Source organism: Bacillus sp. LJBS17 (genome assembly GCF_019334685.1).
Lineage (GTDB): Bacteria > Bacillota > Bacilli > Bacillales > Bacillaceae > Bacillus > Bacillus subtilis.
This window is the reverse complement of record NZ_CP079759.1, coordinates 3,075,213-3,095,022: the sequence shown is the minus strand read 5'-3', so window position 1 is coordinate 3,095,022 and position 19,810 is coordinate 3,075,213. Positions and strand designations below refer to the sequence as shown.

12 protein-coding genes, 21 tRNA genes, 3 rRNA genes and 2 riboswitches are annotated in these 19,810 nt (G+C 46.4%); of the genes, 32 read left to right on the top strand and 4 right to left on the bottom strand.

Translation table 11 applies throughout. The annotated features are described in order from the left end of the window. Positions 1-12: 12 nt before the first annotated feature. A riboswitch (cyclic di-AMP (ydaO/yuaA leader) is annotated at positions 13-161 on the bottom strand. A gap of 145 nt (positions 162-306) precedes the next feature. Together bslA and gbsR are read right to left on the bottom strand one after the other, a co-directional pair. Further along, positions 307-852 carry a biofilm surface layer hydrophobin BslA gene (bslA, locus tag KXZ66_RS16050; RefSeq protein ID WP_003243556.1) on the bottom strand — a complete coding sequence of 182 codons (546 nt, stop codon included), beginning with the start codon at positions 850-852 and terminating at the stop codon, positions 307-309. Between the two features lie 197 nt (positions 853-1,049). Beyond that, a complete protein-coding gene (gene gbsR, locus KXZ66_RS16045) occupies positions 1,050-1,592 on the bottom strand; it encodes a transcriptional regulator GbsR (protein WP_015251366.1) in 543 nt (180 codons plus the stop codon). Between the two features lie 198 nt (positions 1,593-1,790). Between gbsR and betB the strand changes: the two genes are divergently transcribed. From betB to KXZ66_RS16030, 3 genes are all read left to right on the top strand, one after another. Further along, on the top strand, positions 1,791-3,263 hold the full coding sequence (gene betB / locus KXZ66_RS16040) for a betaine-aldehyde dehydrogenase (RefSeq protein WP_032726762.1): 1,473 nt from the start codon (positions 1,791-1,793) through the stop codon (positions 3,261-3,263). Between the two features lie 16 nt (positions 3,264-3,279). Continuing rightward, positions 3,280-4,488, top strand: coding sequence for a choline dehydrogenase (gene gbsB / locus KXZ66_RS16035; protein WP_032727092.1), 1,209 nt, complete (start codon positions 3,280-3,282; stop codon positions 4,486-4,488). Between the two features lie 87 nt (positions 4,489-4,575). Beyond that, a complete protein-coding gene (locus KXZ66_RS16030) occupies positions 4,576-5,154 on the top strand; it encodes an MOSC domain-containing protein (protein WP_077671146.1) in 579 nt (192 codons plus the stop codon). A gap of 5 nt (positions 5,155-5,159) precedes the next feature. On the opposite strand, the gene KXZ66_RS16025 is transcribed toward KXZ66_RS16030, so the two are convergent. Continuing rightward, entirely contained in the window at positions 5,160-5,648 is a 489-nt protein-coding gene (locus tag KXZ66_RS16025; RefSeq protein WP_070547682.1) for a DinB family protein, read from the bottom strand. Between the two features lie 167 nt (positions 5,649-5,815). Between KXZ66_RS16025 and KXZ66_RS16020 the strand changes: the two genes are divergently transcribed. Genes KXZ66_RS16020 through KXZ66_RS16010 form a run of 3 tightly spaced genes read left to right on the top strand, consistent with a single transcriptional unit; the run spans position 5,816 to position 8,429 of the window. Further along, a complete protein-coding gene (locus tag KXZ66_RS16020; protein ID WP_032727091.1) occupies positions 5,816-6,340 on the top strand; it encodes an NfeD family membrane protein in 525 nt (174 codons plus the stop codon). Positions 6,341-6,360: 20 nt separating this feature from the next. Beyond that, positions 6,361-7,890, top strand: coding sequence for a flotillin lipid rafts scaffold protein FloT (floT, locus tag KXZ66_RS16015; protein ID WP_015384468.1), 1,530 nt, complete (start codon positions 6,361-6,363; stop codon positions 7,888-7,890). Between the two features lie 17 nt (positions 7,891-7,907). Beyond that, positions 7,908-8,429: a GNAT family N-acetyltransferase gene (locus tag KXZ66_RS16010; protein WP_151870090.1), complete on the top strand. Its 522-nt coding sequence runs from the start codon at positions 7,908-7,910 to the stop codon at positions 8,427-8,429. 41 nt (positions 8,430-8,470) lie between these two features. Here the strand turns inward: KXZ66_RS16010 and thiT are convergent, their stop codons facing one another. Next, positions 8,471-9,049 (bottom strand): energy-coupled thiamine transporter ThiT, encoded by a 579-nt coding sequence (gene thiT, locus KXZ66_RS16005; protein ID WP_003228966.1) that lies wholly within the window; start codon positions 9,047-9,049, stop codon positions 8,471-8,473. 99 nt (positions 9,050-9,148) lie between these two features. Next, a riboswitch (TPP riboswitch) is annotated at positions 9,149-9,250 on the bottom strand. Positions 9,251-9,714: 464 nt separating this feature from the next. On the opposite strand from thiT, the gene KXZ66_RS16000 reads away from it, so the two are divergent. From KXZ66_RS16000 to KXZ66_RS15875, 26 genes are all read left to right on the top strand, one after another. Beyond that, positions 9,715-11,260 (top strand): 16S ribosomal RNA (locus KXZ66_RS16000). 170 nt (positions 11,261-11,430) lie between these two features. Further along, a 23S ribosomal RNA gene (locus KXZ66_RS15995) occupies positions 11,431-14,356 on the top strand. A gap of 132 nt (positions 14,357-14,488) precedes the next feature. Further along, positions 14,489-14,604 (top strand): 5S ribosomal RNA (rrf, locus tag KXZ66_RS15990). The 16S, 23S and 5S rRNA genes sit together here with 21 tRNA genes alongside, the layout of an rRNA operon. Positions 14,605-14,626: 22 nt before the next feature. After that, positions 14,627-14,702, top strand: a tRNA-Val gene (locus KXZ66_RS15985). Between the two features lie 32 nt (positions 14,703-14,734). Beyond that, positions 14,735-14,810 (top strand) — tRNA-Thr (locus KXZ66_RS15980). A 37-nt stretch (positions 14,811-14,847) separates the two neighbouring features. Then, positions 14,848-14,923 (top strand) — tRNA-Lys (locus tag KXZ66_RS15975). Between the two features lie 10 nt (positions 14,924-14,933). Further along, a tRNA-Leu gene (locus KXZ66_RS15970) sits at positions 14,934-15,020 on the top strand. A gap of 5 nt (positions 15,021-15,025) precedes the next feature. Beyond that, positions 15,026-15,100 (top strand) — tRNA-Gly (locus KXZ66_RS15965). Positions 15,101-15,114: 14 nt separating this feature from the next. Continuing rightward, positions 15,115-15,200: transfer RNA gene (locus tag KXZ66_RS15960), tRNA-Leu, on the top strand. Positions 15,201-15,209: 9 nt separating this feature from the next. Continuing rightward, a tRNA-Arg gene (locus KXZ66_RS15955) sits at positions 15,210-15,286 on the top strand. Between the two features lie 15 nt (positions 15,287-15,301). Beyond that, positions 15,302-15,378: transfer RNA gene (locus tag KXZ66_RS15950), tRNA-Pro, on the top strand. A 5-nt stretch (positions 15,379-15,383) separates the two neighbouring features. Continuing rightward, positions 15,384-15,456: transfer RNA gene (locus KXZ66_RS15945), tRNA-Ala, on the top strand. 20 nt (positions 15,457-15,476) lie between these two features. Further along, positions 15,477-15,553 (top strand) — tRNA-Met (locus KXZ66_RS15940). 2 nt (positions 15,554-15,555) lie between these two features. Further along, positions 15,556-15,632: transfer RNA gene (locus KXZ66_RS15935), tRNA-Ile, on the top strand. Positions 15,633-15,638: 6 nt separating this feature from the next. Next, a tRNA-Ser gene (locus KXZ66_RS15930) sits at positions 15,639-15,731 on the top strand. Between the two features lie 17 nt (positions 15,732-15,748). Next, positions 15,749-15,825: transfer RNA gene (locus KXZ66_RS15925), tRNA-Met, on the top strand. 11 nt (positions 15,826-15,836) lie between these two features. After that, positions 15,837-15,913: transfer RNA gene (locus KXZ66_RS15920), tRNA-Asp, on the top strand. Between the two features lie 12 nt (positions 15,914-15,925). Further along, a tRNA-Phe gene (locus KXZ66_RS15915) sits at positions 15,926-16,001 on the top strand. Positions 16,002-16,018: 17 nt separating this feature from the next. Continuing rightward, positions 16,019-16,094, top strand: a tRNA-His gene (locus KXZ66_RS15910). Positions 16,095-16,104: 10 nt separating this feature from the next. Then, a tRNA-Gly gene (locus tag KXZ66_RS15905) sits at positions 16,105-16,178 on the top strand. Between the two features lie 15 nt (positions 16,179-16,193). Then, positions 16,194-16,270, top strand: a tRNA-Ile gene (locus KXZ66_RS15900). A gap of 12 nt (positions 16,271-16,282) precedes the next feature. Further along, positions 16,283-16,357: transfer RNA gene (locus tag KXZ66_RS15895), tRNA-Asn, on the top strand. 3 nt (positions 16,358-16,360) lie between these two features. Further along, positions 16,361-16,451 (top strand) — tRNA-Ser (locus KXZ66_RS15890). Between the two features lie 25 nt (positions 16,452-16,476). Then, positions 16,477-16,548, top strand: a tRNA-Glu gene (locus KXZ66_RS15885). Positions 16,549-16,779: 231 nt separating this feature from the next. Continuing rightward, positions 16,780-18,663: a 1,4-alpha-glucan branching enzyme gene (gene glgB, locus KXZ66_RS15880; RefSeq protein WP_038829922.1), complete on the top strand. Its 1,884-nt coding sequence runs from the start codon at positions 16,780-16,782 to the stop codon at positions 18,661-18,663. Next, positions 18,660-19,802 carry a glucose-1-phosphate adenylyltransferase gene (locus KXZ66_RS15875; RefSeq protein ID WP_151870091.1) on the top strand — a complete coding sequence of 381 codons (1,143 nt, stop codon included), beginning with the start codon at positions 18,660-18,662 and terminating at the stop codon, positions 19,800-19,802. The genes glgB and KXZ66_RS15875 overlap by 4 nt, the downstream gene beginning before the upstream one ends. The last annotated feature ends 8 nt before the right edge of the window (positions 19,803-19,810 follow it).

Here is a 19,810-nt window from a genome sequence, read left to right as displayed (position 1 = left end):
GGCCGATAATAGACCTCCTCTCTGTATACGCCTACGAGGTTAGCTGTCGGATTAGGGATTCAGAGTACCCCCTCTTACTTAGTAAGATTCACCCCAAGGCTGTTAATAAAACAGCCAATCGTTGGTTCCCCCGTTCGTGTTTGATTAAGCGGTAAAAGAGACTGTATGAAATTGAACACTCAAGAATTTACTCCTGTTTCTAGTGTTTGTCAATTTAAATTTTAAACCAGAAAAAAGATAACGGGGATTAGAGAAAAAGGGGGAGGGTAAAACGCAAAAAAGACCGGCGTTAACCGGTCTTTTACATTAGTTGCAACCGCAAGGCTGAGTCGGAGGAGTGCTGCGCTTAGCCACGTCAATGCTGGCTTCTGCGTAAAATTTATTTCCGATGCTTAATGATTTATTCTCCGCACGGAAAGTATATGTACCAGCGGCAGGAAGTGTTTTGTTATTCAGTTTTAATTTGAATTCGCCAGCTCCTAACAAATCAAGTGCCAAAGGAACTCTTACTGTTTTCCCGTTATTGAGGATCTGTGTTGTACGCAAGGCATTTCCGTTCAATGTGTCTTTCGTGTTTGCAGTAAATCCGCTTGGCAATGTAAACTCCATAACGCCAAGGCTGAGAAGCGTGTTTGGACGGTAAGTCAATTCGATATCTGAGAAAGACCATTCCGTTTTGCTGGCGCCTGTGATTGTTGCGAACAATGAAGCTGTAGACTGTGTTCTCATAGTGGATTCAGTATGAGCTTTAGTTGATGTAGATTCAGCCGCGAAAGAAGCTGTAGGTGCAGAAACGAGTAACCCGAGACTTAATGCACTAATTGCCAAAGAAGATAATAATTTGCGTTTCATAACAAAATTCCCCCTAAAAAATGATAAATTAAACAGGCCTGCCCGCTTTTCACCTCCTCTGAAAGGCCAAATACAAATTTTACCTACATAAAATTACCATCAAATATTTTGGAAGTAAATGGGGTGTTTTTCCCGTATTTTTCAAATTTGTAGTAGTTACATCAAAAAAACGCCTGGTTTCCCAGGCGTTTTTTGCTTTACTTTGTTTCGATCGGTATAAATTTAAAAATTTCTCCGGTCTGCACCGATTCAGCAAGCCGTTTCAGCCAGTCATAGTAAGCTTTAGAGCTTTCCAGCTGATCATATAACTGCAGTGCTTCATTTTTGATATCCTCATCGAGATCTTCCTTGCTTAAAACCTTTTGTAAATCAGCTTGTGCTTCCTCGATCGCTGTTACATTCACTTGAACCTCCCGCTCCCATTTAGGTGGAAAGAAATTTGTGAAAAATTTAAAGAAATCCTTCTCAGCCACAAATGTATGCTTGCGGATGCCCCGGTGAAATGTTTTTTTCACTACATTTAAGTCTTGAAGCTTTTTGACGCCAGTGCTCATGCTTGGTTTGCTCATTTGCAACTCCTCACGCATTTCGTCAAGCGTCATCTCATCCCTCATATACATCGTCCCATATAAAATCCCGACACTGCGGGTAATTCCGTAAAGATCCATCGTTTCAGCAATGGAGTCAATAACAAGATCCCGAGCCTGTTCTATAGCTGCAAATTCTGGATTTTCATCCATACTGACCCTCTTTTCCTTTAGAAAATTAAATCCGTTAAGTTATTTCTTTATGTTCTTTATCTTAACGAAACATGAGGAAAAGTCAAAAAGAAAAATCAAAATGGGACTTTGACAGTTTAAAAACCATATGTTAGATTAAGGTTGTTAAAAACATTAAATTTTTATTTAACAAACTTTATTTACGTCAAGGAGGCTTATATGAGTCAAACATTATTCATTGACGGAGAATGGATCAGTGCCGAAAAAGAACAGATCCGCAGTATTATCAACCCATTTAATCAAGAAGAAATTGCAACTGTAAGCGAGGGAGGGCGAGAGGACGCCATCAAAGCAATCGCAGCCGCACGCAGAGCATTTGACAAAGGAGAATGGTCATCGCTATCCGGGCTAGAACGCGGAAAAATTGTTCTGAAAATTGCGGAATTAATCAGACGCGATCTTGAGGAGCTGGCTGAGCTTGAATCTCTTGATACAGGAAAAACACTCGAAGAAAGCAAGGCCGATATGGACGATATCGCCAATGTTTTTCAATATTACGCCGGCTTGGCAGACAAAGATGGCGGAGAGATCATTTCATCTCCGATTCCTGATTCAGAAAGCAAAATTATTAGGGAGCCAATCGGGGTTTGCGGCCAGATTACTCCATGGAATTATCCGCTCCTTCAAGCGAGCTGGAAAATCGCCCCTGCACTGGCTGCAGGAAACACAATCGTCATGAAGCCGAGTGAGATTACGCCGCTGACGACAATCAAAGTCTTTAAGCTGATGGAAGAAGCCGGTGTTCCAAAAGGTGTCGCAAATCTTGTTCTTGGACCGGGAGCCACAGTGGGCGACGAGCTTGCCGTAAACAAAGACGTCGATTTGATTTCATTTACGGGCGGAATTGAAACAGGCAAAAAAATCATGCGGGCGGCAAGCGGAAACGTCAAAAAAATCGCCCTTGAACTTGGCGGGAAAAACCCAAATATTGTTTTCAAGGACGCGGATTTAGAAGTTGCGGTTGATCAGGCCTTAAACGCTGTATTTTTCCACGCCGGCCAAGTATGCTCTGCAGGTTCCCGCTTGCTTGTTGAGGATGCCATTCATGATCAATTTTTGGCGGAGCTGGTCAAACGGGCAAAACGCATAAAACTCGGAAACGGTTTTCATGCTGAGACAGAAAGCGGTCCGCTTATTTCGGCGGAGCACAGGGCAAAGGTAGAAAAATATGTTGAGATCGGAATAGAGGAAGGCGCGAAGCTGGAGACAGGAGGCAAACGCCCGGAAGATCCTGAGCTTCAAAACGGCTTTTTCTATGAACCTACTATTTTCTCAAACTGTAATTCTGACATGAGAATCGTTCAGGAAGAGGTTTTCGGTCCTGTATTGACAGTCGAAACCTTCAGCTCTGAAGAAGAGGTAATCGAGCTTGCGAATGATACCATCTATGGCTTGGCTGGAGCGGTATGGTCAAAAGACATTGAAAAGTGCGAACGGGTAGCAGCCAGCTTGAGAATGGGAACCGTTTGGATCAACGATTTTCATCCGTACTTTGCACAAGCGCCATGGGGCGGATATAAGCAATCCGGGTTCGGACGCGAGCTTGGAAAAATAGGCCTTGAAGAATACACAGAAGTCAAACATGTATACCGCAATACAAAACCGGCAGCGGTTAACTGGTTTAATTCATAAGAGGGGGAGATTGATGATGACATTAAATATGAAGGTAGAAAGCATGCAGAAATTCCACACATTTGAAATTCCGACTGTGATTAAGCATGGAATCGGAGCCATCAAGCATACGGGTGAGGAAGTAGCTGCTCTGGGCGTTTCAAAAGCGCTCCTTGTCACAGACCCAGGGATTTATGAAGCCGGTGTTGCTGATCCTGTAATCGAATCACTTAAAGAAGCAGGCATTGAAGTGGTGCTCTTTCATAAAGTTGAGCCAAACCCGCCTGTCCGTCTGGTGAATGAAGGATCTGAGCTTTACAAAAAAGAGAATTGTAATGGTTTGGTGGCAGTCGGAGGCGGAAGCTCCATGGATACAGCAAAAGCAATCGGAGTAGAAGCAACTCACGAAGGAAGCGTGCTTGATTATGAAGCGGCAGATGGGAAAAAACCGCTGGAAAACCGCATTCCTCCGCTGACGACAATTCCCACTACAGCTGGAACAGGATCAGAAGTAACCCAATGGGCGGTTATCACAGATGAAGAAAGAGAATTCAAATTCAACACGGGCGGTCCGCTGATTGCAGCACACTTGACCATCATTGATCCTGAGCTTCATGTTTCAATGCCTCCGCATGTAACAGCTATGACGGGAATTGATGCTCTCGCCCATGCCATTGAGTGCTATACAATGAAATTTGCACAGCCAATCACGGATGCGGTTGCCTTAATGGCGATTGAGTATGCCGCTCATTACATTAAGAGGGCATTTGCTGACGGAGAGGATCTGGAAGCAAGGTACGGAATGGCGCAGGCTGCGATGCTTGCCGGTCTTTCTTACGGAAGTGAATCAGCGGGCGCGGCTCATGCGATGAGCCAAACGCTTGGCGGTATTATCCCAGTCGCTCACGGCCAATGTGTAGCGGCGATGATGGGCCCTGTCATGGAATACAACTGGAAGGGCTATCCTGAGAAGTTTGCGCGTATTGCGAAAGCGTTCGGTATTGATACAAGCAAGATGACAACAGAAGAAGCTGCGAAAGCATCTGTCAATTGGATGTATGATCTGGTCGAAGATTTAGAAGTGCCGACTTTAGAAGAGCAGGGAGTATCACCTGATATGATCGAACGCTTGTCTAAAGAAGCTATGAAAGATCCGCAAACCTTCGGAAACCCTAGAGATTTAAATGAAAAAGCATACAACTGGATCTACAAGCGCTGCTTTAACCTTACGCCTAAAACGGTATAATCAAAATCCCGCTCCTTTACAGAGCGGGATTTTTTGGGATAATGAAGCATAGGTGGAAATTTTAGATAAGAAAGAAGGTGCCAGCTGATGTGGAAGCGTATGACTGCAAAAGCGGAAGGCTTATATATCGCAGATACAGAAAGCTTCGTAACAAAGCAAATGGACAAGCTTAATTTTGATTATGGCGGCATCCCCGGCGACTTGCATTTTGGCCTGACCAAAAAAGCGGGAGCCAGAGAACCAATGTTTTCAAGAGGGACTGAAATTTTCAACCGCAGACAAATTTCAATTGTTTCAATAGAGGAATGCAACGAAATCGCTTTAAAAATGGGAGTGCCGAGGATTTTGCCGGAATGGCTCGGGGCGAATGTGGCAGTCAGCGGTATGCCAGATCTTACTTCATTAAAAGAAGGAAGCCGGATTATTTTTCCGAGCGGAGCGGCTCTGCTGTGTGAGGGCGAAAATGATCCGTGTATCCAGCCGGGAGAAGTCATTCAGTCTTATTATCCGGACCAACCGAAGCTGGCGCCGGCTTTCGTCCGCCACGCACTGGGCATTAGAGGGATTGTCTGTATTGTGGAAAGACCTGGTGCTGTTTACACAGGTGATGAAATAGAAGTTCATTCCTATCAGCGAAAAGTCAAACGAAAAGCAGAAAGGGTCTGATGAAATCAGGCCCTTTCTATCTTTTCTTTAATTTCTTTCATTTGGCTGAGGTGCCGTTTTTCATGATGGCCGATAAAATCGATCCACTGTCTGACAGTCAGCTCTTGAAACACAGGATGCGGAAGCACTCTTTCAAAATCTTCTTCTTTCAGAGAGGCAATCGCAGCAGTCAGCTGCTCTCTTACCACATCAAGCTCACGTTTCATTTGGCTGCCTGAAATAAAATCATGCGCAGGCTCAAGATGACTCGGGGCTTTCCGTTTATTATTTCTGTCCTGTGCTACCTCAAGCGGTTTTCCTTCAATTTCTTTAATCGGAGCGTCCTTTATACGTTCCTTCAACATTTTTTGTGCGGTCATATCGATTTTTTTCAAATGGTCAAGAACTTCCCGTATGCTCCATTCTTCAGCAGAAGGCTTTTGGTTCAGCTTTTCGTCAGAAAGTCCTTTCAATTCGTTCCACGTTTCTAATCTGGCTTCATTAAAGATACTCATCATATCTCCTCCTAAAATGACATTACCATATATATAAGCAATTATCATTTATAAAGCACTTCAAATGGGTTATTTGTCTTAAAATTTTGAAACCTTTCCCGTGGTGTCTCGTATAAATGGTAACGGCGGCCGTTCATCAATGCATTGATGAAGAAAGGATGAGGAAATTGGAGTTATTTGGAGTACCTATACAAACAATTTATCTTTATACGCTTATTATTGCGGGCAGCCTTACGCTATTATTCCTGTTTTTCGGAGATGTATTTGCAGGACTGTCAGAAGGCATTCCGTTTCTTAATCCGACATTAGTGCTCTCATTTTTCACATGTTTTTCAGCGGGCGGATATATAGGTGAACTTGTATTGCCTCTGTCAAGCTTGCTGATTGCGCTTTTATCTTGCATCCTTTCGATCATGCTGGTGGTATTGCTTCACATCTTTGTACTGGTACCATTATCATCTGCAGAAGAATCATTGGCATATAGAGAAGATGATCTCAGAGGAAGACTCGGTAAAGTGATTACAGCTGTGCCGGTTGACGGGTTTGGTGAAGTGGTCATAGAAGGGATAGGCGGGACCATTTCAAAGTCAGCGGTCAGTTTTGATAATCAGCAGATCAGTTACGGGACAACGGTGTTAGTCGTAGATATTAACAACGGAGTTCTTTCGGTTACTCCGCATGAACCCATTTAATATACAAGGAGGAATTTGATATGACAATGCCGATTATAATGATCATCGGAGTTGTATTCTTTTTATTAATTGCACTAATAGCTGTGTTTATTACGAAGTATCGTACAGCAGGGCCTGATGAAGCGTTAATTGTAACGGGGAGCTATCTGGGCAATAAAAATGTTCATGTCGATGAAGGCGGCAACCGTATTAAAATCGTCCGCGGCGGAGGAACCTTTGTCCTTCCCGTCTTCCAGCAGGCAGAGCCGCTAAGCCTATTATCAAGCAAACTCGATGTTTCGACACCTGAAGTCTATACAGAACAAGGAGTGCCAGTAATGGCCGATGGAACTGCGATTATTAAAATCGGCGGTTCTATAGGAGAAATCGCTACAGCAGCCGAACAATTTTTAGGGAAATCAAAAGACGACCGTGAGCAGGAAGCGCGGGAGGTTTTAGAAGGCCACCTTCGTTCCATTCTCGGCTCAATGACAGTAGAAGAAATCTATAAAAACAGAGAAAAATTCTCTCAAGAGGTGCAGCGTGTCGCTTCACAGGATCTCGCGAAAATGGGGCTTGTAATCGTCTCGTTTACCATTAAAGATGTTCGTGATAAAAACGGTTATCTTGAATCATTAGGGAAACCGAGAATTGCCCAAGTAAAACGCGATGCTGATATCGCAACAGCAGAGGCTGATAAAGAAACCCGAATTAAGCGGGCAGAAGCCGATAAAGACGCAAAAAAATCAGAACTTGAACGGGCGACGGAAATCGCTGAAGCTGAAAAACTCAATCAGCTCAAAATGGCTGAATTTCGCAGAGAACAAGATACGGCAAAAGCGAATGCCGACCAAGCATATGATTTAGAGACTGCCAGAGCGCGCCAGCAAGTCACAGAGCAGGAAATGCAGGTTAAAATTATCGAACGCCAAAAACAAATAGAACTAGAAGAAAAAGAAATTCTTCGCCGTGAACGTCAATACGACTCAGAGGTAAAGAAAAAAGCCGATGCAGACCGTTATTCTGTTGAGCAGTCCGCAGCAGCTGAGAAAGCCAAACAGCTCGCGGAAGCCGATGCCAAGAAGTACAGTATAGAAGCAATGGCAAAGGCTGAGGCGGAAAAAGTAAGAATTGACGGGCTAGCAAAAGCAGAAGCGGAAAAAGCGAAAGGAGAGACAGAGGCAGAGGTTATCCGCCTGAAAGGTCTTGCAGAAGCGGAAGCAAAAGAGAAAATTGCGGCTGCTTTTGAACAGTACGGGCAGGCGGCGATTTTCGATATGATTGTCAAAATGCTTCCGGAATACGCGAAACAAGCAGCGGCACCTCTTTCAAATATTGATAAAATCACCGTTGTCGATACAGGAGGAAGCGGTGAATCAAGCGGAGCAAACAAAGTAACCAGCTATGCGACGAACTTAATGTCAAGTTTGCAAGAAAGTTTAAAAGCATCCTCAGGAATTGATGTAAAAGAAATGCTTGAGAACTTTTCAGGAAAAGGAAACGTAAAACAAAGCATTAATGAATTAACAAATGAAATCAAAGAAGCCAAAACGATCCAAAAATCAGAGTAAGGAAAGGGCAGAACCGTATGGTAACTGTACGTGAAGCGAAGTTAGAGGATATAAAGGACATTGCAAAAGTGCATGTAGACAGCTGGAGGTCAACATACCACGAAATTATCCCGATTGATTATTTAAACAGCCTGAACTATAAGGAATTTGAAGACAAATGGAAAAGTCGCTCGTTAAAGGGAGTATTTGTTGCTCAGGACGAAAAGGGTTCAGTATTCGGCTTTGCTTCATTTGGACCTATTCGCTCTGAACAAGAAGGCTATGACGGCGAGTTATACGCTATTTATCTTCTGGAAGAGCGCCAGCGGCAAGGTGCAGGCAGGGCGCTCTTAGCAAAAGGAGCGGAGTATTTGCTTCAACATGGGTTTTCAAGTATGTTTGTTTGGGTTATTGAGCAGAATCCCTCGATTATATTTTATCAGGCCTATTCACCTGAAAGAGTAGCGGAGGACAACTTTGAAATTGCCGGAGTAAGGTTGAAAGAAGTAGGTCTTGGCTGGCCGGATCTTTCAGCTTTAAAAACACTTCTTAACAGATAACGAACAATCCCCCAGCGGAATTCGCTGGGGGATTGTTACTTTTACGCTTTGTCACTTTTAAGCAGACGGGGTGCTGTCATAAATAATAAACATAGGACAATTGCACAAATAATGAATGAAGGTACCATGTAAGTCGCATTATAAGTTAAAGAATAAATCCATACCGGTGTTCCTTTTGGAGCAAAGCTACCGAAAAACACAGCTCCTGAAATGACATGCGCGGCATAGCGCAGCAAACTGCCGATAAAAACTGCGCTGACCACTGAAACAATCAATTTCCCTTTTGTTTTTGATACAGCGGCTTTACGGACTGAAGAAGCGAAACAGCCGCTTATGCCGATTGCCGCGAAAGCGACAATGTAATCTAACAATAGCTGTACAGGATGTTGAGCAAACAAGTTTCCGATTGCTATTTGTACTAGACCTGTCAACAAACCTGTAGTAAGACCTGCTTTGACACCCCAGCGAAACGAAATTAAAAAGATCGGAATCATCATGATGGAGACCGAGCCTCCTTGAGGCATGCTAAGAAACATTCCTGAGACAATGTCTAAAATAACGGCTGCCGCTGTCATAATGGCAATTTCAATAAGGCGAACCAGTTGCTTAGATTGATTCATATCTATCTCCTTCCATTGACAGACAACCAAAAGGACAACAAAAAAGCAGCACGCGGAAGGATGAGAAAAGTTCCACGCACTGCTTTACGATCTGCAATTCATTTGACTTTGCCACATCCCTACGCCAGCGTTAACTAACAGGTTCAAAGGGTCAGAACGAAACCGCTCACTCTCAGCTTTAATGCTCCCCTTGTGGTCATCAGTATTTAGTTCGTTTCTACTATACAAGAAAACGAAAAAAACAACAAGATCACATGACTGATGTATATGTTCTTTTAAGAAAGTTATATGATACACACGCTTTAGAAATCATGGCGAGGATTATAGTTTATTTGTTTTATAGATTTTTTAAAAAAACTATTGCAATAAATAAATAGAGGTGTTATATTATTAAACGTCGCTGATGCACAGCGGACACAAACTAGATGCTTCAAAACAACTTGAAAAAAGTTGTTGACAAAAAAGAAGCTGAATGTTATATTAGTAAAGCTGCTTCATTGAGAAGTGACGAAATGATCTTTGAAAACTAAACAAGACAAAACGTACCTGTTAATTCATTTTTATAAATCGCACAGCGATGTGCGTAGTCAGTCAAACTAGGGCCTGCACGACGCAGGTCACACAGGTGTCGCCGCAGGATGCGGTGAACTTAACCTGTGATCCATTTATCGGAGAGTTTGATCCTGGCTCAGGACGAACGCTGGCGGCGTGCCTAATACATGCAAGTCGAGCGGACAGATGGGAGCTTGCTCCCTGATGTTAGCGGCGGACGGGTGAGTAACACGTGGGTAACCTGCCTGTAAGACTGGGATAACTCCGGGAAACCGGGGCTAATACCGGATGGTTGTTTGAACCGCATGGTTCAAACATAAAAGGTGGCTTCGGCTACCACTTACAGATGGACCCGCGGCGCATTAGCTAGTTGGTGAGGTAACGGCTCACCAAGGCAACGATGCGTAGCCGACCTGAGAGGGTGATCGGCCACACTGGGACTGAGACACTACCAGACTCCTACGGGAGGCAGCAGTAGGGAATCTTCCGCAATGGACGAAAGTCTGACGGAGCAACGCCGCGTGAGTGATGAAGGTTTTCGGATCGTAAAGCTCTGTTGTTAGGGAAGAACAAGTACCGTTCGAATAGGGCGGTACCTTGACGGTACCTAACCAGAAAGCCACGGCTAACTACGTGCCAGCAGCCGCGGTAATACGTAGGTGGCAAGCGTTGTCCGGAATTATTGGGCGTAAAGGGCTCGCAGGCGGTTTCTTAAGTCTGATGTGAAAGCCCCCGGCTCAACCGGGGAGGGTCATTGGAAACTGGGGAACTTGAGTGCAGAAGAGGAGAGTGGAATTCCACGTGTAGCGGTGAAATGCGTAGAGATGTGGAGGAACACCAGTGGCGAAGGCGACTCTCTGGTCTGTAACTGACGCTGAGGAGCGAAAGCGTGGGGAGCGAACAGGATTAGATACCCTGGTAGTCCACGCCGTAAACGATGAGTGCTAAGTGTTAGGGGGTTTCCGCCCCTTAGTGCTGCAGCTAACGCATTAAGCACTCCGCCTGGGGAGTACGGTCGCAAGACTGAAACTCAAAGGAATTGACGGTACCGCACAAGCGGTGGAGCATGTGGTTTAATTCGAAGCAACGCGAAGAACCTTACCAGGTCTTGACATCCTCTGACAATCCTAGAGATAGGACGTCCCCTTCGGGGGCAGAGTGACAGGTGGTGCATGGTTGTCGTCAGCTCGTGTCGTGAGATGTTGGGTTAAGTCCCGCAACGAGCGCAACCCTTGATCTTAGTTGCCAGCATTCAGTTGGGCACTCTAAGGTGACTGCCGGTGACAAACCGGAGGAAGGTGGGGATGACGTCAAATCATCATGCCCCTTATGACCTGGGCTACACACGTGCTACAATGGACAGAACAAAGGGCAGCGAAACCGCGAGGTTAAGCCAATCCCACAAATCTGTTCTCAGTTCGGATCGCAGTCTGCAACTCGACTGCGTGAAGCTGGAATCGCTAGTAATCGCGGATCAGCATGCCGCGGTGAATACGTTCCCGAGCTTGTACACACCGCCCGTCACACCACGAGAGTTTGTAACACCCGAAGTCGGTGAGGTAACCTTTTAGGAGCCAGCCGCCGAAGGTGGGACAGATGATTGGGGTGAAGTCGTAACAAGGTAGCCGTATCGGAAGGTGCGGCTGGATCACCTCCTTTCTAAGGATATTATACGGAATATAAGACCTTGGGTCTTATAAACAGAACGTTCCCTGTCTTGTTTAGTTTTGAAGGATCATTCCTTCGAAACGTGTTCTTTGAAAACTAGATAACAGTAGACATCACATTCAATTAGTAACACAAGATATCACATAGTGATTCTTTTTAACGGTTAAGTTAGAAAGGGCGCACGGTGGATGCCTTGGCACTAGGAGCCGATGAAGGACGGGACGAACACCGATATGCTTCGGGGAGCTGTAAGCAAGCTTTGATCCGGAGATTTCCGAATGGGGAAACCCACCACTCGTAATGGAGTGGTATCCATATCTGAATTCATAGGATATGAGAAGGCAGACCCGGGGAACTGAAACATCTAAGTACCCGGAGGAAGAGAAAGCAAATGCGATTCCCTGAGTAGCGGCGAGCGAAACGGGATTAGCCCAAACCAAGAGGCTTGCCTCTTGGGGTTGTAGGACACTCTGTACGGAGTTACAAAAGAACGAGGTAGATGAAGAGGTCTGGAAAGGCCCGCCATAGGAGGTAACAGCCCTGTAGTCAAAACTTCGTTCTCTCCTGAGTGGATCCTGAGTACGGCGGAACACGTGAAATTCCGTCGGAATCCGGGAGGACCATCTCCCAAGGCTAAATACTCCCTAGTGACCGATAGTGAACCAGTACCGTGAGGGAAAGGTGAAAAGCACCCCGGAAGGGGAGTGAAAGAGATCCTGAAACCGTGTGCCTACAAGTAGTCAGAGCCCGTTAACGGGTGATGGCGTGCCTTTTGTAGAATGAACCGGCGAGTTACGATCCCGTGCAAGGTTAAGCAGAAGATGCGGAGCCGCAGCGAAAGCGAGTCTGAATAGGGCGCATGAGTACGTGGTCGTAGACCCGAAACCAGGTGATCTACCCATGTCCAGGGTGAAGTTCAGGTAACACTGAATGGAGGCCGAACCCACGCACGTTGAAAAGTGCGGGGATGAGGTGTGGGTAGGGGTGAAATGCCAATCGAACCTGGAGATAGCTGGTTCTCTCCGAAATAGCTTTAGGGCTAGCCTCAAGGTAAGAGTCTTGGAGGTAGAGCACTGATTGGACTAGGGACCCTACCGGGTTACCGAATTCAGTCAAACTCCGAATGCCAATGACTTATCCTTGGGAGTCAGACTGCGAGTGATAAGATCCGTAGTCGAAAGGGAAACAGCCCAGACCGCCAGCTAAGGTCCCAAAGTATACGTTAAGTGGAAAAGGATGTGGAGTTGCTTAGACAACCAGGATGTTGGCTTAGAAGCAGCCACCATTTAAAGAGTGCGTAATAGCTCACTGGTCGAGTGACTCTGCGCCGAAAATGTACCGGGGCTAAACGTATCACCGAAGCTGCGGACTGTTCTTCGAACAGTGGTAGGAGAGCGTTCTAAGGGCTGTGAAGCCAGACCGGAAGGACTGGTGGAGCGCTTAGAAGTGAGAATGCCGGTATGAGTAGCGAAAGAGGGGTGAGAATCCCCTCCACCGAATGCCTAAGGTTTCCTGAGGAAGGCTCGTCCGCTCAGGGTTAGTCGGGACCTAAGCCGAGTACGAAAGGCGTAGGCGATGGACAACAGGTTGATATTCCTGTACCACCTCCTCACCATTTGAGCAATGGGGGGACGCAGGAGGATAGGGTAAGCGCGGTATTGGATATCCGCGTCCAAGCAGTTAGGCTGGGAAATAGGCAAATCCGTTTCCCATAAGGCTGAGCTGTGATGGCGAGCGAAATATAGTAGCGAAGTTCCTGATTCCACACTGCCAAGAAAAGCCTCTAGCGAGGTGAGAGGTGCCCGTACCGCAAACCGACACAGGTAGGCGAGGAGAGAATCCTAAGGTGATCGAGAGAACTCTCGTTAAGGAACTCGGCAAAATGACCCCGTAACTTCGGGAGAAGGGGTGCTCTGTTAGGGTGCAAGCCCGAGAGAGCCGCAGTGAATAGGCCCAGGCGACTGTTTAGCAAAAACACAGGTCTCTGCGAAGCCGTAAGGCGAAGTATAGGGGCTGACGCCTGCCCGGTGCTGGAAGGTTAAGAGGAGCGCTTAGCGTAAGCGAAGGTGCGAATTGAAGCCCCAGTAAACGGCGTACGTAACTATAACGGTCCTAAGGTAGCGAAATTCCTTGTCGGGTAAGTTCCGACCCGCACGAAAGGCGCAACGATCTGGGCACTGTCTCAACGAGAGACTCGGTGAAATTATAGTACCTGTGAAGATGCAGGTTACCCGCGACAGGACGGAAAGACCCCGTGGAGCTTTACTGCAGCCTGATATTGAATGTTGGTACAGCTTGTACAGGATAGGTAGGAGCCTTGGAAACCGGAGCGCCAGCTTCGGTGGAGGCATCGGTGGGATACTACCCTGGCTGTATTGACCTTCTAACCCGCCGCCCTTATCGGGCGGGGAGACAGTGTCAGGTGGGCAGTTTGACTGGGGCGGTCGCCTCCTAAAAGGTAACGGAGGCGCCCAAAGGTTCCCTCAGAATGGTTGGAAATCATTCGCAGAGTGTAAAGGCACAAGGGAGCTTGACTGCGAGACCTACAAGTCGAGCAGGGACGAAAGTCGGGCTTAGTGATCCGGTGGTTCCGCATGGAAGGTACCATCGCTCAACGGATAAAAGCTACCCCGGGGATAACAGGCTTATCTCCCCAAGAGTCCACATCGACGGGGAGGTTTGGCACCTCGATGTCGGCTCATCGCATCCTGGGGCTGTAGTCGGTCCCAAGGGTTGGGCTGTTCGCCCATTAAAGCGGTACGCGAGCTGGGTTCAGAACGTCGTGAGACAGTTCGGTCCCTATCCGTCGCGGGCGCAGGAAATTTGAGAGGAGCTGTCCTTAGTACGAGAGGACCGGGATGGACGCACCGCTGGTGTACCAGTTGTTCTGCCAAGGGCATCGCTGGGTAGCTATGTGCGGACGGGATAAGTGCTGAAAGCATCTAAGCATGAAGCCCCCCTCAAGATGAGATTTCCCATTCCGTAAGGAAGTAAGATCCCTGAAAGATGATCAGGTTGATAGGTCTGAGGTGGAAGTGTGGCGACACATGGAGCTGACAGATACTAATCGATCGAGGACTTAACCACATTTTGAATGATGTCACACCTGTTATCTAGTTTTGAGAGAACACCTCTCTAAAGGCGGAAGGTAAGGAAACTCCGCTAAGGGCTCTCACATCCTGTGAGAAACGCCCAGTACCTTCATCCTGAAGGCATTTGTTTGGTGGCGATAGCGAAGAGGTCACACCCGTTCCCATACCGAACACGGAAGTTAAGCTCTTCAGCGCCGATGGTAGTCGGGGGTTTCCCCCTGTGAGAGTAGGACGCCGCCAAGCAATTGCACGTTAGTGCAAGTATGGAGGATTAGCTCAGCTGGGAGAGCATCTGCCTTACAAGCAGAGGGTCGGCGGTTCGAGCCCGTCATCCTCCACCATTTTTCATTATACATATCGGTTTTACATATATGCCGGTGTAGCTCAATTGGTAGAGCAACTGACTTGTAATCAGTAGGTTGGGGGTTCAAGTCCTCTTGCCGGCACCACTTTTATATGATATAATATTCAAGTCTCTTGTAAGAAGAGCCATTAGCTCAGTTGGTAGAGCATCTGACTTTTAATCAGAGGGTCGAAGGTTCGAGTCCTTCATGGCTCACCATTTACATGTTGCGGATGTGGCGGAATTGGCAGACGCGCTAGAATCAGGCTCTAGTGTCTTTACAGACGTGGGGGTTCAAGTCCCTTCATCCGCACCATTTCTGCGGAAGTAGTTCAGTGGTAGAACACCACCTTGCCAAGGTGGGGGTCGCGGGTTCGAATCCCGTCTTCCGCTCCAACTATACCATCCACGCCGGGGTGGTGGAATTGGCAGACACACAGGACTTAAAATCCTGCGGTAGGTGACTACCGTGCCGGTTCAAGTCCGGCCCTCGGCATTAAGTGTTGCGCCCGTAGCTCAATTGGATAGAGCGTTTGACTACGGATCAAAAGGTTAGGGGTTCGACTCCTCTCGGGCGCGCCATGATCTATATGAAATCGGGAAGTAGCTCAGCTTGGTAGAGCACATGGTTTGGGACCATGGGGTCGCAGGTTCGAATCCTGTCTTCCCGACCATTCTTGGGGCCTTAGCTCAGCTGGGAGAGCGCCTGCTTTGCACGCAGGAGGTCAGCGGTTCGATCCCGCTAGGCTCCACTTGGTTTCAAAAAATATTTGGCGGTGTAGCTCAGCTGGCTAGAGCGTACGGTTCATACCCGTGAGGTCGGGGGTTCGATCCCCTCCGCCGCTACCAATGGACCTTTAGCTCAGTTGGTTAGAGCAGACGGCTCATAACCGTCCGGTCGTAGGTTCGAGTCCTACAAGGTCCACCACTATACGGAGGAATACCCAAGTCTGGCTGAAGGGATCGGTCTTGAAAACCGACAGGGGTGTCAAAGCCCGCGGGGGTTCGAATCCCTCTTCCTCCGCCATACATATTCCTAATCATCGCGGGGTGGAGCAGTTCGGTAGCTCGTCGGGCTCATAACCCGAAGGTCGCAGGTTCAAATCCTGCCCCCGCAACCAAATTTTAAAATGGTCCGGTAGTTCAGTTGGTTAGAATGCCTGCCTGTCACGCAGGAGGTCGCGGGTTCGAGTCCCGTCCGGACCGCCATTTAAATACTTAGGCTCGGTAGCTCAGTTGGTAGAGCAACGGACTGAAAATCCGTGTGTCGGCGGTTCGATTCCGTCCCGAGCCACCATTTATCAATATATTTTGGCGGTTGTGGCGAAGTGGTTAACGCACCAGATTGTGGCTCTGGCATTCGTGGGTTCGATTCCCATCAATCGCCCCAAATAAAAATTGCGGGTGTAGTTTAGTGGTAAAACCTCAGCCTTCCAAGCTGATGTCGTGGGTTCGATTCCCATCACCCGCTCCATTTCTATATCGTCATGGGCCTGTAGCTCAGCTGGTTAGAGCGCACGCCTGATAAGCGTGAGGTCGATGGTTCGAGTCCATTCAGGCCCACCATGACTTTTGTATTCCACAGTAGCTCAGTGGTAGAGCTATCGGCTGTTAACCGATCGGTCGCAGGTTCGAATCCTGCCTGTGGAGCCAAATGGAGAAGTACTCAAGTGGCTGAAGAGGCGCCCCTGCTAAGGGTGTAGGTCGTGTAAGCGGCGCGAGGGTTCAAATCCCTCCTTCTCCGCCATATGATTACAGATATCATAATTATCGGCCCGTTGGTCAAGCGGTTAAGACACCGCCCTTTCACGGCGGTAACACGGGTTCGAATCCCGTACGGGTCATCCAGAAGCCTTGCATATCCTGCAAGGTTTTTTTGTTTTCTAAATCATGATATGTCTTAGATTTTGTTCTTTATTTTAAAAACAGACTACAAAAATCTCCATATATTTCGTTTTTCTTCAGAAAATGAAGTTAATTGTCTATAAGTATAAGCGCTTTCAGGAAAGGGCTTTTTTTTATTTCTTCGAATAAATACTATAAATGAAAACTATGATGTCAGAAAGGATGATTACATGGCCGCTGCCAGCCCGACAGCACATGATGTTTATCTTTTTCACGAAGGCAGTCTGTTTAAAAGCTATCAGCTGTTTGGCTCGCATTACCGCGAGCTGAATGGCAAAAGCGGATATGAATTCTGTGTGTGGGCGCCTCATGCGTCGGAAGTACGAGTGGCTGGAGATTTTAACAGCTGGTCTGGAGAAGAGCATGTGATGCACAGAGTGAATGATAATGGCATTTGGACGTTATTTATTCCAGGTATAGGAGAAAAGGAACGATATAAATATGAAATCGTGACGAATAACGGTGAGATCAGGCTGAAGGCAGATCCATACGCTATTTATTCAGAAGTCAGACCAAACACAGCGTCACTTACTTACGATTTGGAAGGGTACAGCTGGCAAGATCAAAAATGGCAAAAGAAACAGAAGGCTAAGACGCTGTATGAAAAACCTGTTTTCATTTATGAACTGCATCTTGGGTCTTGGAAGAAGCATTCTGATGGCAGGCATTATTCCTATAAAGAATTAAGTCAGACGCTTATCCCTTATATCAAGGAGCATGGGTTTACCCATATTGAACTGCTTCCGGTGTATGAGCATCCATATGATCGTTCATGGGGGTACCAAGGAACGGGGTATTACAGCCCGACAAGCAGGTTTGGCCCGCCGCATGATCTGATGAAGTTTGTTGATGAATGTCATCAACAAAATATCGGAGTCATTTTGGATTGGGTCCCCGGACATTTTTGTAAAGATGCACATGGCCTTTATATGTTTGATGGAGAACCGCTTTATGAATACAAAGAAGAACGTGATCGGGAGAACTGGTTATGGGGCACGGCAAACTTTGACCTGGGGAAACCGGAAGTTCATAGTTTTTTAATTTCGAATGCGTTGTACTGGGCGGAATTCTATCATATAGATGGATTTAGGGTTGATGCAGTGGCTAATATCCTGTATTGGCCAAATCAGGATGAACGCCACACGAATCCATATGCTGTTGATTTTTTAAAAAAACTCAATCAAACCATGAGAGAGGCATATCCACATGTGATGATGATTGCGGAAGATTCTACAGAATGGCCTCAAGTGACAGGTGCCGTTGAGGAAGGGGGGCTTGGTTTTCATTATAAATGGAATATGGGATGGATGAATGACGTACTGAAATACATGGAGACGCCGCCCGAAGAAAGGCGGCATTGTCATCAGCTTATCTCTTTTTCATTACTATATGCGTTTAGTGAACATTTTGTATTGCCGTTTTCTCATGATGAAGTCGTATACGGAAAAAAATCACTTCTTAATAAAATGCCTGGCGACTACTGGCAGAAATTTGCCCAGTATCGGCTTTTGCTGGGCTATATGACAGTGCATCCCGGAAAGAAATTGATCTTTATGGGATCAGAGTTTGCCCAATTTGATGAATGGAAAGATACAGAACAGCTTGATTGGTTTTTGGACTCCTTCCCCATGCATCAGAAAGCCAGCGTTTTTACGCAAGATCTTCTCCGCTTTTACCAAAAAAGCAAAATCCTTTATGAGCATGACCATCGTGCACAATCGTTTGAATGGATTGATGTCCATAATGACGAACAATCAATCTTTTCTTTTATTCGTTATGGCAAAAAGCACGGTGAGGCGCTTGTCATCATTTGTAATTTTACACCCGTGGTCTATCATCAATATGATGTTGGAGTTCCTTTTTTTACTCAATACATTGAAGTGCTTAACAGTGACAGTGAAACATATGGAGGCTCAGGGCAAATCAACAAAAAGCCGTTATCGGCCAAAAAGGGAGCACTTCATCATAAACCGTGTTATATCACGATGACCATCCCCCCTTACGGCATCTCGATTTTACGGGCGGTTAAAAAAAGAGGAGAGATAAAAAGATGAAAAAACAATGTGTAGCCATGCTCCTTGCCGGCGGGAAGGGCAGCCGTCTCAGCGGATTAACAAAAAATATGGCCAAACCGGCTGTATCTTTCGGGGGAAAATACAGGATTATTGATTTTACCCTAAGCAACTGTTCTAATTCAGGCATAGACACAGTCGGGATTTTAACGCAATATCAGCCGCTTGAGCTGAATTCCTATATTGGGATCGGCAGTGCATGGGACCTGGATAGATATAATGGCGGCGTGACGGTTTTACCCCCTTATGCCGAGTCATCAGAAGTCAAATGGTATAAAGGGACGGCAAGCGCCATTTATGAAAATCTCAATTATTTGAATCAGTATGATCCGGAGTATGTACTGATTTTATCAGGAGATCACATATACAAAATGGACTACGGCAAAATGCTTGATTATCACATTGAAAAGAAAGCAGATGTGACCATCTCTGTCATCGAAGTGGGCTGGGAGGAAGCAAGCCGGTTCGGCATCATGAAGGCCAATCCAGATGGGACGATCACACATTTTGATGAAAAGCCCAAATTCCCTAAGAGCAATCTTGCCTCAATGGGAATTTATATATTCAATTGGCAGCTTTTGAAACAGTATCTTGAGATGGACGATCAAAACCCTTATTCTAGCCACGACTTCGGCAAAGACATTATTCCTCTGCTTTTGGAGGAGAAAAAGAAGCTTTCTGCTTATCCGTTCAAGGGATATTGGAAGGATGTCGGAACGGTGCAGAGCTTGTGGGAAGCCAATATGGATTTGTTAAAAGAGGACTCGGAGCTGAAGCTGTTTGAACGCAAATGGAAAATTTACTCCGTCAATCCAAATCAGCCTCCGCAATTTATTTCATCTGATGCGCAGGTTCAAGATTCGCTTGTGAACGAAGGTTGTGTTGTATATGGAAATGTGTCTCACTCCGTTCTTTTTCAAGGTGTGACTGTCGGTAAGCATACGACTGTTACATCATCCGTCATAATGCCGGATGTGACGATTGGGGAGCATGTAGTCATTGAAAATGCCATTGTTCCTAATGGGATGGTGCTGCCGGATGGCGCAGTGATTCGCTCCGAAAAAGACATTGAAGAGGTGCTGCTCGTTTCAGAGGAATTTGTAGAAAAAGAATTGATTTAATTACTGAA

Excerpts from the sequence above, each read along its gene's own strand:
- KXZ66_RS16025 (WP_070547682.1), bottom strand. The coding sequence starts at position 5,648 with ATGAGTATCTTTAATGAAGCCAGATTAGAAACGTGGAACGAATTGAAA.
- thiT (WP_003228966.1), bottom strand. The coding sequence starts at position 9,049 with ATGAATCAATCTAAGCAACTGGTTCGCCTTATTGAAATTGCCATTATG.
- KXZ66_RS16010 (WP_151870090.1), top strand. The coding sequence starts at position 7,908 with ATGGTAACTGTACGTGAAGCGAAGTTAGAGGATATAAAGGACATTGCA.
- gbsB (WP_032727092.1), top strand. The coding sequence starts at position 3,280 with ATGACATTAAATATGAAGGTAGAAAGCATGCAGAAATTCCACACATTT.
- betB (WP_032726762.1), top strand. The coding sequence starts at position 1,791 with ATGAGTCAAACATTATTCATTGACGGAGAATGGATCAGTGCCGAAAAA.
- glgB (WP_038829922.1), top strand. The coding sequence starts at position 16,780 with ATGGCCGCTGCCAGCCCGACAGCACATGATGTTTATCTTTTTCACGAA.
- KXZ66_RS16030 (WP_077671146.1), top strand. The coding sequence starts at position 4,576 with ATGTGGAAGCGTATGACTGCAAAAGCGGAAGGCTTATATATCGCAGAT.
- bslA (WP_003243556.1), bottom strand. The coding sequence starts at position 852 with ATGAAACGCAAATTATTATCTTCTTTGGCAATTAGTGCATTAAGTCTC.
- KXZ66_RS15875 (WP_151870091.1), top strand. The coding sequence starts at position 18,660 with ATGAAAAAACAATGTGTAGCCATGCTCCTTGCCGGCGGGAAGGGCAGC.
- gbsR (WP_015251366.1), bottom strand. The coding sequence starts at position 1,592 with ATGGATGAAAATCCAGAATTTGCAGCTATAGAACAGGCTCGGGATCTT.
- floT (WP_015384468.1), top strand. The coding sequence starts at position 6,361 with ATGACAATGCCGATTATAATGATCATCGGAGTTGTATTCTTTTTATTA.